The organism is Caenimonas terrae (assembly GCF_042655405.1).
GTDB lineage: Bacteria > Pseudomonadota > Gammaproteobacteria > Burkholderiales > Burkholderiaceae_C > Ramlibacter > Ramlibacter terrae_A.
In genome coordinates this window covers 105,587-119,794 of the sequence record NZ_JBHSMF010000005.1, presented here as the reverse complement: position 1 = coordinate 119,794, position 14,208 = coordinate 105,587, and the positions used below count along the sequence as shown (strand labels likewise).

Sequence of the window (14,208 nt, the reverse complement as noted above, 5' to 3'; positions counted from 1 at the left end):
GTTTCTTCAGTTCTTCAGTTTTCGCCTGGGCGCATACGCCAGGGCCAGCCAGTACACCTTCATCGTCAACACCAGGCCGACCAGCAGCGCCGGCCAGCTCAGCGCTGACACCAGCCTTGGCGCGGCCACCAGCATGGCCACCGTCAAGGCGATCTTGACCATCTCCCACAGCATGAATCCGACGGCGGCCGACCCGGCGTTCAGGGAGGCGAACCGCCCCGTGAGCCCGCGCGCGAAGACGGCCGAGGGAATCACCACAGCCAACGCGCCGTATCCGGCCGACCATCCGACGTTCTGCCTCCCGGTCAGGGCCCAAGCGGCCAGGGCCACCACGAGTCCGACCACCACCTGTCCTGCGATCACCCACCAGGGGGACACCGGCGGGTTGCGCTCCCGCAGCTGTCGCGCCTGTTCGGCGGTCAGCGGCTGGAACGGGACTTCTTCCTCCGCTTCAGGCAGGCGGGCGATTGTTTTCATGATCTGGCGCCACTCTTGTCCGGCCTGAAATTACACAAAGCCACTGATTATAAGTAAAAACCCCGGGTCCACTCCACAACTCTGAGTACATCAGTCAGCTAAATGCGCGGTCAAAACAGTTTTGCCCGCGCCGCACAATGCACGCTTCATCCCGACAGGCCCGCCATGCAGCCACTGATCCTCTTCTTCCATCTCGCCGCCGCCATCTTCTGGATCGGGGGCATGGCCTTCATGGTGCTGGCGCTGCGCCCGGCGCTGGCGCAGCAGCTCGGGCCGTCGCAGCGGCTGCCGCTGATGGTGGCGGTGCTCAAGCGCTTCTTCCTGGTGGTGATCGCGAGCATCGGCGTGCTGCTTGTCACCGGCACCGCGCTGCTGGCGCAGGCCGGCATGGCCAAGGCGCCGCCCGGCTGGCACGCGATGCTCGGGATCGGCCTGCTGATGATGCTGTTGTTCGGCCACATCTATTTCTCGCCCTATCGCAAGCTGATCTCGGCGGTCGCTGCCGCCGACTGGGCCGAGGGCGGCCGCCGCGCCGGCCAGATCGCGCTGCTGGTCAAGATCAACCTCGGCCTGGGCTGGCTGGCGATCGCCGCCGTGATGCTCTGGCGCTGAACGACTTCTTCCACAATCGGTTCATGACAGACACCACCCTGCCCCTGCTGCCCTGCTACCTGAACGGCGAGTTCTCCACCCTGCGCGACGCCAAGGTGAGCGTGCTGGACCGCGGCTTCATCTTCGGCGACGGCGTCTATGAGGTGGCGCCAGCCTACGCCGGCCGGCCGTTCCGCTTCGACGAGCACATGGCGCGGCTGGACCGCAGCCTGGCGGAAATGCGCATCGCCAACCCGATGAGCCACGCGCAGTGGCGCGAGCTGGTGCTGCAGCTGATCGCCGCCTACGCCAAGGCGATGGACAAGCGCCCGGAGCAGACCGACCAGATGGTCTACATCCAGATCACGCGCGGCGTCGCCATGCGCGACCACGTCATGCCGCCGGGCCTGACGCCCACGGTGTTCGTCACCAGCAACCGGATGTACATCTATCCAGAGAAGGACCGCATCGAGGGCGTGGCCTGCGTCACGGCCGACGACTTCCGCTGGAAGAAGGCGCACGTCAAGAGCATCAGCCTGGCCGGCGCGGTGCTGGCGCGCCAGATCAGCGCCGACGTCGGCGCAACCGAGACGGTGATGTTCCGCGACGGCTTCCTGAGCGAGGCGGCGGCGTCCAACATGTGGGTCGTGCAGGATGGCAAGCTGCTGGGCACGCCCAAGGACAACCTGGTGCTGGAGGGCGTGCGCTACGGGCTGTTCGAAACGCTGTGCCGCGAGGCCGGCATCCCGTTCGAGCTGCGCCGGATCTCGCGCGCCGAGGTGTTCGCGGCCGACGAGCTGCTGGTGTCGTCCGCCACCAAGGAGGTGCTGCCCGTGACCCTGCTGGACGGCCAGCCCATTGGAACCGGCCGCCCCGGCCCCATCTACCAGGCTCTGTACGCCGGCTACCAGCGTGCCAAGCTTGCCTGAAACCACCCGATGACCACTCCCACCCCCGCGCTCCCGCCCGTCCTGGCGACCGACCCGACCAGCGAATCGCTGATCGAGTACCCCTCCAAGTTCCCGATCAAGGTGATGGGCGAGAACGTGGACGGCTATGTCCACGCCATCACCGCCATCGCCGTCCAGTTCGATCCGGCCTTCGATGCATCCACCATCGAATTGCGCGACAGCAAGGGCGGCAAGTACCTGGGCGTGACGATCACCGTCACGGCCACCAGCCGCGCGCAGCTCGACGAGCTGTACCGCACGCTCTCGACCCATCCGATGGTCAAGGTCGTCCTCTAGGCATGGACATGCGCGACCTCGGCCGGGTCGCGTACCTGCCGACCTGGCAGGCGATGCGGGAATTCACCGCCGCCCGCGACGCCTCGACCGCCGATGAACTCTGGCTGTGCGAGCACGATGCGGTCTTCACGCAGGGCGTCGCCGGCAAGCCGGACCACGTGCTGGACGCCGGCGCCATCCCGGTGGTGCAGACCGACCGCGGCGGCCAGGTCACCTACCACGGCCCCGGCCAGGTGGTCGGCTACCCGCTGCTGGACCTGCGGCGCACCGGCATCTACGTCAAGGAATACGTGTTCCGGGTGGAGGAAGCGGTGATCCGCACCCTGGCCCATTTCGGCGTGACCGGCCACCGCGTCGGCGGCGCGCCCGGCATCTACGTGCGGCTGGACGACCCGTTCGGGCATGCGCGGCTTCCCGAAGCCCCCGGCGGCGCGCCCTTCGACAAGCTCAGGGAGAACGGCATCCCGCTGGGCAAGATCGCGGCGCTGGGCATCAAGGTCAGCCGGCATTGCACCTACCACGGCGTGGCGCTGAACGTGGCGATGGACCTGGAACCCTTCCGGCGCATCAACCCATGCGGCTACGCCGGGCTGGAAACGGTGGACCTTTCTACAATCGGGGTCTCAACCACCTGGAACGAAGCGGCATCGGTGCTGGGCCAAAAGCTCAATGCCTACCTCGCCCCCTGACCCACCATGAGCACCGACAACGTCGTCCGCGAAGCGCAAAGCGCCGAGAACTACAACCCGCTGGCCAAGCAGAAGGCCGCCGCCAAGCTGTCGCGGATTCCGGTGAAGGTGGAGCAGGGCGAGGTGCTGAAGAAGCCGGACTGGATCCGGGTGCGCGCCGGCTCGCCGAGCACGCGCTTCTACGAGATCAAGCAGATCCTGCGCGAGAGCAACCTGCACACGGTCTGCGAAGAGGCCTCCTGCCCGAACATCGGCGAATGCTTCGGCAAGGGCACGGCCACCTTCATGATCATGGGCGACAAGTGCACCCGGCGTTGCCCGTTCTGCGACGTCGGCCACGGCCGGCCCGATCCGCTGGACGCCAACGAGCCGGAGAACCTGGCCCGCACGATCGCCCGCCTCAAGCTCAAGTACGTGGTGATCACCAGCGTGGACCGCGACGACCTGCGCGACGGCGGCTCCCAGCATTTCGTCGACTGCATCAAGCGCACGCGCGAGCTGTCGCCCGGCACGACGATCGAGATCCTGGTGCCGGACTTCCGCGGCCGCGACGACCGCGCGCTGGAGATCCTCAAGGCCGCGCCGCCGGACGTGATGAACCACAACCTGGAAACCATCCCGCGCCTGTACAAGGAAGCGCGGCCCGGCTCCGACTACGCCTTCAGCCTGAACCTGCTCAAGAAGTTCAAGTCCCTGCACCCTGGCGTGCCGACCAAGAGCGGCATCATGGTCGGCCTGGGCGAGACCGACGACGAGATCCTGCAGACCATGCGCGACATGCGCGCGCACGACATCGACATGCTGACCATCGGCCAGTACCTCTCGCCCAGCAGCAGCCACCTGCCGGTGCGCCGCTACGTGCATCCGGACACCTTCAGGATGTTCGAGGAACAGGCGCGCGAGATGGGCTTCAGCCACGCCGCCGTCGGCGCGATGGTGCGCAGCTCCTACCACGCCGACGAACAGGCCCACGCGGCAGGCGTCGCCAACACCTGACGGTGCCGCGCTGCGCGCCAATCTGCACGCGCTCGGCGCGATCGTCCTGTGGGCCACGCTGGCGTCGCTCGGCGTCTCGCTCAAGCACGTCCCGCCGTTCCTGCTGACCGGCCTGGCGCTGGTGATCGGCAGCATCCCGTCCTGGCCGCTGGCGCGGCAATGGCGGGTGCCGGCTGCCACGCTGGCGCTGGGCATCTACGGCCTGTTCGGCTTCCACTTCCTGCTGTTCGTCGCGCTGCGGCTGGCGCCGCCGGTGGAGGCCAACCTGGTCAATTACCTGTGGCCGCTGCTGCTGGTGGTGCTGGCGCCGTTGTTCCTGCGCGAAGTGAAACTGCGCGCCGTTCACGTCGTGGCGGCGCTGCTCGGTTTCGCTGGTGCCGCGGTCGCGATCCTGGGTGCTGCTGGCGGCACCTCCGCGGCGTGGTCCTGGGGCTACCTGCCGGCGCTGGGCTCGGCCTTCATCTGGGCCAGCTATTCGCTGGGCACCCGCCGGGTCCGGGCCTTTCCCACCGCCGCCATCGGCCTGTTCGGGCTGGGGTCCGGCCTGCTGTCGCTGCTATGCCACGCGCTGCTGGAACCGCCGGTGACGCTCCAGGTGCGGGACTGGCTGCTGGTCGCCGCCATGGGGCTGGGGCCGCTGGGCGCGGCCTTCTTCCTGTGGGACCGCGCGCTCAAGCTCGGCGACCCGCGCCAGATCGGCATCCTGAGCTACCTCACGCCGCTGCTGTCCACCGCCTTGCTGATGGTGGTGAGCGGCCGGCCCTTCAGTGCGTCGATCGGGCTGGCGGCGGCGATGATCATCGGCGCCGCGGTGCTGGGCACCCGCGCGCGCTGAGGCGGCGGCTATTTGGCCAGCATGCTGGCCGGGTCTTCGGCCTCGATGACCCGCTGCGCCCACGGCGCCAGCCGGGCGGCGTCGGCGCGCAGCACTTCCTGCTTGACGGCCAGGATCTGCGCCGGATGCATCGAGAAGCTGCGCAGCCCCATGCCCAGCAGCAGCCGCGTCAGCGTGATGTCGCCCGCCATCTCGCCGCAGACGCTCACGCCCTTGCCCTGGGCGTCGCATTCGGCGATGGTCTCGGCCACCAGCCGCAGCACTGCCGGATGCAGCGGGTCGTATAGGTGCGCCACCGATTCGTCGGCGCGGTCGATGGCCAGCGTGTACTGGATCAGGTCGTTGGTGCCGATCGACAGGAAGTCGAAGTACTTCAGGAAGATCTTCAGCGTCAGCGCCGCGGCGGGGATCTCGATCATCGCGCCCAGCTTCACCGGGCCGTAGGGCAGGCCCCGGTTGTCCAGTTCGGCCCGGGCGAAGTCCACCAGCGACAGGGTCTGGCGGATCTCGCTGGCGTGGGCCAGCATCGGGATCAGCAGGTTCACCTGGCCATGGGCCGCGGCACGCAGGATCGCGCGCAATTGGGTCAGGAACATCGCCGGATCGGCCAGGCTCCAGCGGATCGCCCGCAGCCCGAGCGCCGGGTTCAGGTGGGCGGCGTCGCTGATCGAGTCGTCCAGCTGCTTGTCGGCGCCGACGTCGATGGTGCGGATGGTCACCGGCAGGCCCTGCATGCCCTCCACGGCTTTCTTGTAGGCCTGGTACTGCTCCTCTTCGCCGGGCAGGTCGCCCTTGCGGCCCATGAACAGGAACTCGCTGCGGAACAGGCCGACGCCGACGGCGCCCGCCAGCACGGCGCCCGGCGCGTCTTCCGGCATCTCGATGTTGGCCAGCAGCTCCACTTTCTGGCCGTCCAGCGTCACCGCGGGCGTGTGGCGCAGCCGCGAGAGGCGGCCGCGCTCCAGTTCCGCCTGCCGCTGCTTGAAGCCGTACTCGGCCAGGATGATCGGCGACGGGTCCACGATCATCACGCCGGCGTCGCCGTCGATGATCACCCAGTCGTCCTGCCGAACCAGGTGGCTGGAGCCCCGGGCGCCGACCACCGCGGGGATGTCCATGCTGCGGGCGACGATGGCGGTGTGCGAGGTCTTGCCGCCGACGTCGGTGGCGAAGCCGGCGAACACGCTCTGCTTGAACTGGAGCATGTCGGCCGGCGACAGGTCGTGCGCGATCAGCACCAGCGGCACGTCGATGCTGTCGTCCAGCAGCAGGTCCTGCTGGGTCTTGCGCCGGGCCGCCGGCGGCGCCACCGGCGAGCCCACGCCCTTCATGTAGCGCAGGATGCGCTCGGCCACCTGTTCGAGGTCGGCCTTGCGCTCGCGCAGGTACTCGTCCTCCATGTCGTCGAACTGGCGCGCCAGCACTTCCAGCTGCGTGGTGAGCGCCCACTCGGCGTTGTACAGGCGCTCGCTGATCCAGTGCTTGACGCCGCTGATCAACTCTTCGTCCTGCAGCAGCATCAGGTGCACGTCCAGCAGCGCGGCCAGTTCGTGCGGCGCTTCCTTCGGGCCCATCGCGGCGATGGTCTGCTGCAGCCGGTGGATCTCGTCGACCACCGCGTTGCGCCCGACCCGGACCCGGGTGATCTCCGACTCCACCTGGCCCGGCTCGATGAAATAGTGCGCGACGTCCACCCGGCTGGACGCCATCAGCACCGCCCTTCCGATGGCGATGCCGCGCGCGACCGGCAGGCCGTGGATGCTGAAAGTCATAGGGCCCTCACGCCGGCGGTGCTCATTCGCCTTCGCCGAACTTGTCGGCGATCAGCGCCAGGATCGCGTCCATCGCCTCCTGCTCGCGCTCGCCGCTGGTCTCCACGACCACCTCGCTGCCGATGCCGGCGGCCAGCATCATCACGCCCATGATGCTCTTGGCATTGACGCGCCGGTCGCCGCGGCTCATCCAGACCTCGCAGGGAAAGCTGCCGGCCAGCTTGGTGAGCTTGGCCGAGGCGCGCGCGTGCAGGCCGAGCTTATTGCTGATGGTCGTGCTGGTCTTGATCATTGGTGGTGCGCCTGGGCTGGTTCTGGGGAGCGGTGACGGCCACCTGCATCACGCCCTGGGTGCCGCCGATCACCGCCCGCGACACCAGGGCCTCGAGCGGTTCGTGGCGGTAGCTGACGCTGCGCAGCAGCATCGGGAGGTTGACGCCGGTGATCAGGCGGCTGCGCACGCCATCGACTAGCTTCTGGGCCACGTTGCTCGGCGTCGCGCCGAAGATGTCGGCAAGAACCAACACCCCCTTGACCTGCGGCAGTCCGCCGAGCTGTTCGAGCGCGATGCGGGCGGTCGCCAGGGTCTCGTCGGGCGACAGATTGGGCTGGACGTCGATCGCCGCCACCATGGCCTCGCAATCCGGAAACACGTGCAGCGCGCACTGGCGCAGGGCATTGGCCAGCGGTGCGTGGGCGATCAGGAGGATGGCGTTCATGGATGGACGGTGACGGTCCGGTCATTATCCCGATTCGCGAGCATGAAGTATCCGTAGGAGCCCGCGCTGCATGCCAGGAACACCGCCATCGCGGCCCGGAATGCGTCGACCGTCCCCAGGCCGGCCGCGCCGAAACCGTCCACCAGCAGCCCGATGCCCCACTGGACCACGAACACGCCGCTGAAGATCACCAGGTTGAAGGCCGACAGGGCGCGGCCGGCCAGCGCCGGGGCAAACGCCATGCCGACCGCCGGCTGCGCCAGCGAAACGAAGGTGCTGCAGACGCAGAACGCGGCCCAGGCCCAGGCGCCGGCCGCCGGGCCGGCCAGGACGATGGCCGCCAGCACCGCCAGGCTCAGCGGCAGGCCGGCCGCGATCAAGCGGTCGGTGGTGATGCCGCGCCGCGCCAGCTGCGGATTGAGCGCGCCCCAGCTCAGGAAGGCACCGAGCATGCAGATGTTGATCGTGAACAGGCCCGCGGCCGCCTGCAGCGGGGGATCGGCCGCCACCCGCACCAGCCACGGACCGGCCCAGAGGGTCTGGATCGCGATCATCCCGCCGTAGCTGAAGAACCCGAGCGGCGCCAGCCGGCGGAAGTACGGATCGCGCCACACCTGCGCGTAGCTGCCCGGACGCTCGCCGGCCGGTGCCGATGGGCGCTGCCAGGCCGGCACCGCCAGCGCGATCACGAGCATCGACAGCGCGATCGCGGCGGCGAGCACCAGGAACAGCGGCCGCCAGCCAAACACCGGCACCAGCCATTGCACCGGCAGCGTCGACGCCATCATCCCAAAGGATCCGGTCATCAGCATCCAGCTGTTGGCGCGCAACTGCGCCGCCGGCTCCAGCCAGCGCCGGAAGCCGGTCAGCGGCGCCATCAGGCAGGCGCCCAGGCCGACGCCGCACAGGATGCGCGCCGCCAGCAGCGTGGAAAAGGTCCGGGCCAGGGAGAACGCGATGCAGGCGGCGACCGCGATCCCCAGGAAGGCCAGGATCATCCGCTTGGGGCCGTGCCGGTCCAGCCAGGCGCCCAGCGGCAGCTGGATCGCGGCGAAGCCCAGGAAATAGCCGCCGGCCAGCAGGCCGAGGTCGCGCGAATGCAGCGCGAACTCCTGCGTCAGCACCGGCGACAGCGTGGCCGTGATGGCGCGCAGCAAGGCGGCGAAGAAATACGCGAATGCAAACGCCAGGAACACCGCGACGGCGGTGCGGGGCCGCAGCAGGCTCATTCGAAGGCCAGCCCGGCGAAGAAGGTCTCAGCCGCCTCGGGCGGCACCTTGTCGGCATAGATGACGGCCTGCACCACCTGGCTGCCGCGCGCGAAATAGGCGGCCTGGCTTTCCACCTTGCTGCCGTCGGCACGCTGGCCGGACGCCGTCACCCGCAGCGATTGCGGCAGCGCCATCGCGCCGGCCGGCAGGAAGGGCCGGTCCTGCGCGCTGCCGGCTGCGCTGTGCAGGTTGGCCAGGGTCGCCGCCCGCCATTGCGCCATCACTTCGCCGGCACGCAACGGGTCGCCGATGTCGCCGGCCAGCAGCGCGAAGGTGGCGCCGCCGGTCTCGCAACCGAGCACCTTCAGTTCCACCTGCCGCCGGGCCATCGGTACCGTGCGGGCGGCCTTGTCCGGCTTGCACGGCATCATCGCCTTGAGCGGGACAGATTCGGCGCGGACCTCGCGCCAGTTGAAGGTCGGACTGCAGGCGGCCAGGGCGAGCGTGGCGGCCGCGAAGGCGGGACGGAGCATCCCGCCATTATCGGTTTGCGCCGAGAATGCCCGGATGAACTCACTCGACGGCATCCGTGTTCTCGACCTCTCGCGCGTGCTGGCCGGACCCTGGTGCACCCAGACCCTGGCCGACCTGGGCGCCGACGTGATCAAGATCGAGCGGCCCGGCAGCGGCGACGACACCCGGGGCTGGGGCCCGCCCTTCCTCAAGGACAGCGAGGGCCGGGAAACGGCCGAAGCGGCCTACTACCTGGGCGCCAATCGCAACAAGCGCTCGGTCACCTGCGACATCTCGCAGCCGGAAGGCCAGGCGCTGGTGCGGGAGCTGGTGCCGCTGTGCGACGTGTTCGTCGAGAACTTCAAGGTCGGCGACATGGCGCGCTACGGGCTTGACTACGAAGCGCTCAAGGCGCTGAACCCGCGGCTGGTCTATTGCAGCGTCACCGGCTTCGGCCAGACCGGGCCGTACCGCGAACGCGCGGGCTACGACTACGCCATCCAGGGCATGGGCGGCCTGATGAGCATCACCGGCGAGCGCGACGACATCGGCGGCGGTCCGCAGAAGGTCGGCGTCGCGGTGGCCGACCTGTTCACCGGCATGTATGCGACGGTCGCCATCCTGGCGGCCCTGCGCCATGCGGAACGCACCGGCGAGGGCCAGGCGGTCGACATGGCGCTGCTCGATACCCAGGTTGCGATGCTGGCCAACCTCGGGGCCAACTACCTGGTCAGCGGCAAGGTGCCGGGGCGCTCGGGCAACGCCCACCAGAACATCGTGCCCTACCAGGTGTTCGAAACCGCGCCGGCCGCCGACGGCAGCAAGGACCACATCATCCTGGCGGTCGGCAACGACGGTCAGTTCGCCAAATTCTGCGAGGTGGCCGGACGGCCGGAGCTGGCGCAGGACCCGCGCTTCGCCAAGAACCAGGACCGGGTGCGCAACCGCGCGCAGCTGGTGCCGATGCTGGAAGCGGTCATGAAGCAGCGCGGCAAGCCGCAATGGCTGGCGGCGCTGGAAGGCGCGAAGGTGCCGTGCGGCGCGATCAACAACCTGGCAGAGGTGTTCGCCGATCCGCAGGTGCAGGAGCGCGCGATGGTCGACCGGTGGCAGCATCCGCTGCACAGCGACCTGCGGCTGGTGGCCAGCCCGATGAAGCTGGGCAAGACGCCGGTGCGGACCGACCTGCCGCCGCCGCTGCTGGGGCAGCACACCGACGAAGTGCTTGGCGAGCTGCTGCGGCGCACGCCGGCGGAACTGGCGCAGCTCAAGGACAGGAAGGTGGTCTGAGATGGCGAATTTCGTGCTCGTTCATGGCGCCTGGCACGGCGGCTGGTGCTGGCGCCGGGTGGTGCAGGCGCTGGCTTCGCAGGGTCATCGCGCGCATGCGCTCACGCTCACCGGCGTCGGCGAGCGGGCCCACCTGATGTCGTCGGCCATCACGCTGGAAACTCACATCGCGGACGTGCTGGCGGCGATCGACGCGGAAGAGATGGACGACGTGGTGCTGGCCGTCCATTCCTACGCCGGCATGCTCGGCACCGCCGTCGCCGACCGCGAGCCGCAGCGGCTCAGGCAACTGGTGTATGTCGATGCGGTGGTCCCCCGGCCGGGCGAGAGCTGGGGCGGGACGCATTCCAGCGCGGTGCGGGAGGCGCGCCTGGCCGCCGCCGCTGCTTCGCCCGACTACAGCTTCCCGCCGCCCGACCCGGCGGTGTTCGGCCTGGCCGGTGCCGACCTGGAATGGGTGCGGCGGCGCCAGACCCCGCATCCCGGCCACACCTACCAGGCGGCGCTGCAGTTCGACCCGGTGCGGGTTGCGACGGTGCCGCGCACCTTCGTCAGTTGCGTGAATCCGACGCTCGGCACCATCGACGCGATCCGGCCGCGGGTGCGGGACCCGCGCTTCTGGGACGGCGCCTGGCAGGGCGGCGGCGGCGCCCGGGTGATCGACCTGCAGACCGGCCACGATCCGATGATCACGGCGCCGGCCGACCTGACCCGGATCCTGCTGGAGGGCGCCGCCTGACCTTGCGCAAGTCGGGGCGGACCGTCCGGCCGTAAAATGCAGCCATGAAACGAGTGTTCATTGGATTGGCAGTCGCTGCAGCCGTCGCCGGCGGTGCGGCGCTGTACATGGGGACGGCCAGCCCCGCCGCGCCGCAATCGACCTTCGTGCTGCTGGACGGAACGCGCAAGACCACGGCCGACCTGAAGGGCCGGGTGACGCTGGTGAATTTCTGGGCCACCAGCTGCGTGACCTGCGTGGCGGAGATGCCCAAGGTCATTTCGACCTACGAGAAATACAAGGGCCGTGGCTACGACACGCTGGCGGTGGCCATGAGCTACGACCCGCCCAGCTACGTCGTCAATTACGCAGAGACGCGCAAGCTGCCGTTCCAGGTGGCGATCGACAACACCGGCGCGGTGGCCAAGTCCTGGGGCGATGTCCAGCTGACGCCGACCACCTTCGTGGTCAACAAGCGCGGCGAGATCGTCAAGCGCTACGTCGGCGAGCCAGATTTCGCCGAACTGCACAAGCTGATCGAGAAGCTGCTGGCCGAAGCCTGACCGGCACGCAGCAAGAAGAAAGCCCGCTCCGGCGGGCTTTTTCGTTGGCGCAGGGATGCGCTCAGTCCTTGCGGTAGACGTCGTGGCAACCCTTGCAGGTGTTGGCGGTGGAACCGAAGGCCACCTTCAGGTTGTCCAGGCTGTTGGTCTTGGCGGCGGCCAGCAGCTTGGCGGTTTCGCCCACCAGCTTCTCGTTGTGCTCCTTGAACTTGGCCTGCTCGGTCCACACCTCCGGCTTGGCACGGGTCGGCGTCACCTTGTCGGTGCCGGGGCCGAAACCGGCCCACGGCAGCTTGGACATCTCGGCCACGATCTCGGCGTTCTGCACCGCGGCGGCTGCATCGTACGGAACGCGCCCGTTGACCATTGCGCCGATGCGGCCGAAGTGCTGCGACATGATGAACAGGGCGCTCTGGCGGTACTTGACGGCGTCCTCGGGCTTGGCGAACTGCGCGGCCGCCGGAAGGCTCGCAGCCGCAGTGGCCACGGCCAGGACGAACGGGATGGCGAATTTCATGGGCTTCTTCTCCTTGGTGGTGTCGACGAATTTGCTCTTGAGCCAGCGGCTGACTATCGCCTGAACCTAAAAGTTCTGCTCCGCGCCCTGTTCTCAGGGAATCTACTGAGCCGGCCGGCCGCCCGGGGCGCAAGCACAATCGGGGCCACCGCAGCCACACAAGGGGTCTTCGATGGCGAACAAAGTCCGGGTCTGGGACCTGCCCACTCGCCTGTTCCACTGGAGCCTGGTCGCCTGCATCGTCGGGCTGGTCGTGACCGGGTACACCGGCGGCTCGGCGATGAACTGGCATGCCCGCATCGGCTACGCCGTGCTGGCGTTGCTGCTGTTCCGGCTGGTCTGGGGCGTGGTCGGCGGCCGCTGGTCGCGCTTTTCCAGCTTCCTTTATTCGCCGGCCAGTGTCCTGAACTACCTGCGCGGCCGTGCCCACCCGGACCACCTGATCGGGCACAACCCGCTGGGAGCCGGATCGGTGTTTGCCATGCTGGCAGTGCTGCTGGCCCAGGTGGCGACCGGGCTGGTGGGCGACGACGAATCGGCCTTTACCGGGCCGCTGAACCGCTTCATTGCCACCAGCAAGGGGCTGGCGGCGACCTGGTACCACAAGCGGATCGGGCAGTGGCTGCTGCTTGCCCTGGTGGTGCTGCACATCGGCGCGGTGCTGTATTACCTGCTGAAGAAGAGAGACAACCTGATCAAGGCGATGGTCGGCGGCGACAAGCTGCTGGAGCGCCAAGTGGCGCCGTCGCTAGACACCGCCGGTACCCGGCTGCTGGCGCTGGCGGTGCTGGTGGCCTGCTCGGCTGCGGTCGCCTGGCTGGTCAGCCTGGGCGGTTAGGGTTACAGCGCTGGCCTTGCCGGCGCCCGAAACCGCTAAACTGGAATGCTCTCCACAGCCATGGCACGAGCTTGCAAGCCTCCCTGATCCCGAAGATCGAGCTGTACACGCCCACATCGGCGTCCGAGATGGAAGCGGTGCGCGAGATCTTTCGCGAGTACGCGCAGGGCCTGGGCGTGGACCTGTGCTTCCAGGACTTCGAAACCGAGCTGGCCACCCTGCCGGGCGAATATGCCCCGCCGCGCGGAACCCTGCTGCTGGCCACCGTGGATGGCCGCCTCGCGGGCTGTTGCGCGCTGCGCCCGATGGACGCCGCCGACTATCCGAACGCGGCCGAGATGAAGCGCCTTTACGTGCGCCGCGCCTTTCGCGGGCTGGGGCTGGGCCGGCAGCTGGCCGAAGCGGTGCTCGACGCCGCGCGCCAGGCCGGCTATTCGTCGGTGCTGCTGGACACGCTCGACGACATGGAAGCGGCACGGGGCCTGTACGAGGACCTGGGATTCGAGGAAATCCCGCCCTACTATCACAACCCGATTGCTGGCGCGCACTACCTGAAGGCCGACGTCGAACGCACGACCGGGTGGTAGCGCTGCGCGCCCGCGTCAGCCCTTGGCTTGCGCCAGCAAAGTGGCGGCGTCGCTGACCTCGAACTTGCCCGGGCCCTCGATGTTGAGTGCCTTGACCTTGCCGTCCTTGACCAGCATGGAATAGCGGTTGCTGCGCACGCCCATGCCCTTGCCGGTCAGGTCCAGCGTCAGGCCGGTGGCCTTGGCGAAGTCGGCGCTGCCGTCGGCCAGCATCCGGACCTTGCCGCCGGTCTTCTGGTCGCGCGCCCAGGCGCCCATCACGAATGCGTCGTTGACGCTGACGCACCAGATCTCGTCGACGCCGGCGGCCTTGAGGTCGCCCGCCTTTTCCACATAGCCGGGCACGTGCTTGGCCGAGCAGGTGGGCGTGAAGGCGCCCGGCAGGCCGAAGATCGCGATGGTCTTGCCGGCCGCGGCCTTGCTCACGTCGACCGGATTCGGGCCGATGCTGCAGCCGTTGCCTTCGACTTCGGAATACTCCATCAGCGTTGCGGAAGGAAGGGTGTCGCCGACTTTGATCATGGTGTGCTCCTGAAAATGTTCAATCGATGTGTCGATTGCAAGTTGGCCGGCAGCCGCGCGAAGCGCTGGTCCGCCAAAGCAAAACGACCCACATTGTGGGCCGTTTTCGGGGAGAGCGCAGGG

The 14,208-nt window shown here is 68.6% G+C and carries 19 protein-coding genes; 11 read left to right on the top strand and 8 right to left on the bottom strand.

Annotation, left to right across the window (positions count from 1 at the left end):
* Positions 1 to 6: 6 nt before the first annotated feature.
* Positions 7 to 477 (bottom strand): ATP synthase subunit I, encoded by a 471-nt coding sequence (locus ACFPOE_RS06405; protein WP_376849180.1) that lies wholly within the window; start codon positions 475 to 477, stop codon positions 7 to 9.
* Between the two features lie 165 nt (positions 478 to 642).
* On the opposite strand from ACFPOE_RS06405, the gene ACFPOE_RS06400 reads away from it, so the two are divergent.
* Genes ACFPOE_RS06400 through ACFPOE_RS06375 form a run of 6 tightly spaced genes read left to right on the top strand, consistent with a single transcriptional unit; the run spans position 643 to position 4,835 of the window.
* Positions 643 to 1,089, top strand: coding sequence for a DUF4149 domain-containing protein (locus ACFPOE_RS06400; RefSeq protein ID WP_376849179.1), 447 nt, complete (start codon positions 643 to 645; stop codon positions 1,087 to 1,089).
* 23 nt (positions 1,090 to 1,112) lie between these two features.
* Entirely contained in the window at positions 1,113 to 1,997 is an 885-nt protein-coding gene (locus ACFPOE_RS06395) for an aminotransferase class IV (RefSeq protein ID WP_376849178.1), read from the top strand.
* Between the two features lie 9 nt (positions 1,998 to 2,006).
* Positions 2,007 to 2,315, top strand: a complete 309-nt coding sequence (locus ACFPOE_RS06390) for a YbeD family protein (protein WP_376849177.1) — start codon at positions 2,007 to 2,009, stop codon at positions 2,313 to 2,315.
* A gap of 2 nt (positions 2,316 to 2,317) precedes the next feature.
* A complete protein-coding gene (lipB, locus tag ACFPOE_RS06385) occupies positions 2,318 to 3,004 on the top strand; it encodes a lipoyl(octanoyl) transferase LipB (RefSeq protein ID WP_376849176.1) in 687 nt (228 codons plus the stop codon).
* A gap of 6 nt (positions 3,005 to 3,010) precedes the next feature.
* Positions 3,011 to 4,000 carry a lipoyl synthase gene (gene lipA, locus ACFPOE_RS06380; RefSeq protein WP_376849175.1) on the top strand — a complete coding sequence of 330 codons (990 nt, stop codon included), beginning with the start codon at positions 3,011 to 3,013 and terminating at the stop codon, positions 3,998 to 4,000.
* Positions 4,001 to 4,010: 10 nt separating this feature from the next.
* Entirely contained in the window at positions 4,011 to 4,835 is an 825-nt protein-coding gene (locus ACFPOE_RS06375; protein WP_376849275.1) for a DMT family transporter, read from the top strand.
* Positions 4,836 to 4,843: 8 nt separating this feature from the next.
* On the opposite strand, the gene ptsP is transcribed toward ACFPOE_RS06375, so the two are convergent.
* Genes ptsP through ACFPOE_RS06350 form a run of 5 tightly spaced genes read right to left on the bottom strand, consistent with a single transcriptional unit; the run spans position 4,844 to position 9,070 of the window.
* The gene (ptsP, locus tag ACFPOE_RS06370; RefSeq protein WP_376849174.1) at positions 4,844 to 6,607 is read right to left on the bottom strand and encodes a phosphoenolpyruvate--protein phosphotransferase; all 1,764 of its coding nucleotides are present in this window, start codon (positions 6,605 to 6,607) and stop codon (positions 4,844 to 4,846) included.
* Positions 6,608 to 6,629: 22 nt separating this feature from the next.
* A complete protein-coding gene (locus ACFPOE_RS06365; protein ID WP_376849173.1) occupies positions 6,630 to 6,899 on the bottom strand; it encodes an HPr family phosphocarrier protein in 270 nt (89 codons plus the stop codon).
* Positions 6,868 to 7,326, bottom strand: a complete 459-nt coding sequence (locus ACFPOE_RS06360; protein ID WP_376849172.1) for a PTS sugar transporter subunit IIA — start codon at positions 7,324 to 7,326, stop codon at positions 6,868 to 6,870. The genes ACFPOE_RS06365 and ACFPOE_RS06360 overlap by 32 nt, the downstream gene beginning before the upstream one ends.
* On the bottom strand, positions 7,323 to 8,555 hold the full coding sequence (locus ACFPOE_RS06355) for an MFS transporter (protein WP_376849171.1): 1,233 nt from the start codon (positions 8,553 to 8,555) through the stop codon (positions 7,323 to 7,325). The genes ACFPOE_RS06360 and ACFPOE_RS06355 overlap by 4 nt, the downstream gene beginning before the upstream one ends.
* A complete protein-coding gene (locus tag ACFPOE_RS06350; RefSeq protein WP_376849170.1) occupies positions 8,552 to 9,070 on the bottom strand; it encodes a hypothetical protein in 519 nt (172 codons plus the stop codon). Before ACFPOE_RS06350 ends, ACFPOE_RS06355 begins: the two co-directional genes overlap by 4 nt.
* A 34-nt stretch (positions 9,071 to 9,104) precedes the next feature.
* On the opposite strand from ACFPOE_RS06350, the gene ACFPOE_RS06345 reads away from it, so the two are divergent.
* Genes ACFPOE_RS06345 through ACFPOE_RS06335 form a run of 3 tightly spaced genes read left to right on the top strand, consistent with a single transcriptional unit; the run spans position 9,105 to position 11,621 of the window.
* Positions 9,105 to 10,340, top strand: coding sequence for a CaiB/BaiF CoA transferase family protein (locus ACFPOE_RS06345; protein ID WP_376849169.1), 1,236 nt, complete (start codon positions 9,105 to 9,107; stop codon positions 10,338 to 10,340).
* Between the two features lies 1 nt (position 10,341).
* A complete protein-coding gene (locus tag ACFPOE_RS06340; RefSeq protein ID WP_376849168.1) occupies positions 10,342 to 11,079 on the top strand; it encodes an alpha/beta fold hydrolase in 738 nt (245 codons plus the stop codon).
* A 44-nt stretch (positions 11,080 to 11,123) separates the two neighbouring features.
* Complete coding sequence (locus tag ACFPOE_RS06335; RefSeq protein ID WP_376849167.1) at positions 11,124 to 11,621, top strand: TlpA family protein disulfide reductase; 498 nt, start codon at positions 11,124 to 11,126, stop codon at positions 11,619 to 11,621.
* Between the two features lie 61 nt (positions 11,622 to 11,682).
* Here ACFPOE_RS06335 and ACFPOE_RS06330 read toward each other — a convergent pair whose 3' ends face one another.
* Positions 11,683 to 12,138 (bottom strand): c-type cytochrome, encoded by a 456-nt coding sequence (locus tag ACFPOE_RS06330; RefSeq protein ID WP_376849166.1) that lies wholly within the window; start codon positions 12,136 to 12,138, stop codon positions 11,683 to 11,685.
* Positions 12,139 to 12,310: 172 nt separating this feature from the next.
* Between ACFPOE_RS06330 and ACFPOE_RS06325 the strand changes: the two genes are divergently transcribed.
* Both ACFPOE_RS06325 and ACFPOE_RS06320 read left to right on the top strand, forming a co-directional pair.
* Entirely contained in the window at positions 12,311 to 12,976 is a 666-nt protein-coding gene (locus ACFPOE_RS06325; RefSeq protein WP_376849165.1) for a cytochrome b/b6 domain-containing protein, read from the top strand.
* Positions 12,977 to 13,104: 128 nt separating this feature from the next.
* The gene (locus ACFPOE_RS06320) at positions 13,105 to 13,563 is read left to right on the top strand and encodes a GNAT family N-acetyltransferase (RefSeq protein WP_376849274.1); all 459 of its coding nucleotides are present in this window, start codon (positions 13,105 to 13,107) and stop codon (positions 13,561 to 13,563) included.
* Between the two features lie 15 nt (positions 13,564 to 13,578).
* Here the strand turns inward: ACFPOE_RS06320 and ACFPOE_RS06315 are convergent, their stop codons facing one another.
* Complete coding sequence (locus ACFPOE_RS06315; protein WP_376849164.1) at positions 13,579 to 14,085, bottom strand: peroxiredoxin; 507 nt, start codon at positions 14,083 to 14,085, stop codon at positions 13,579 to 13,581.
* Positions 14,086 to 14,208 lie beyond the last annotated feature (123 nt).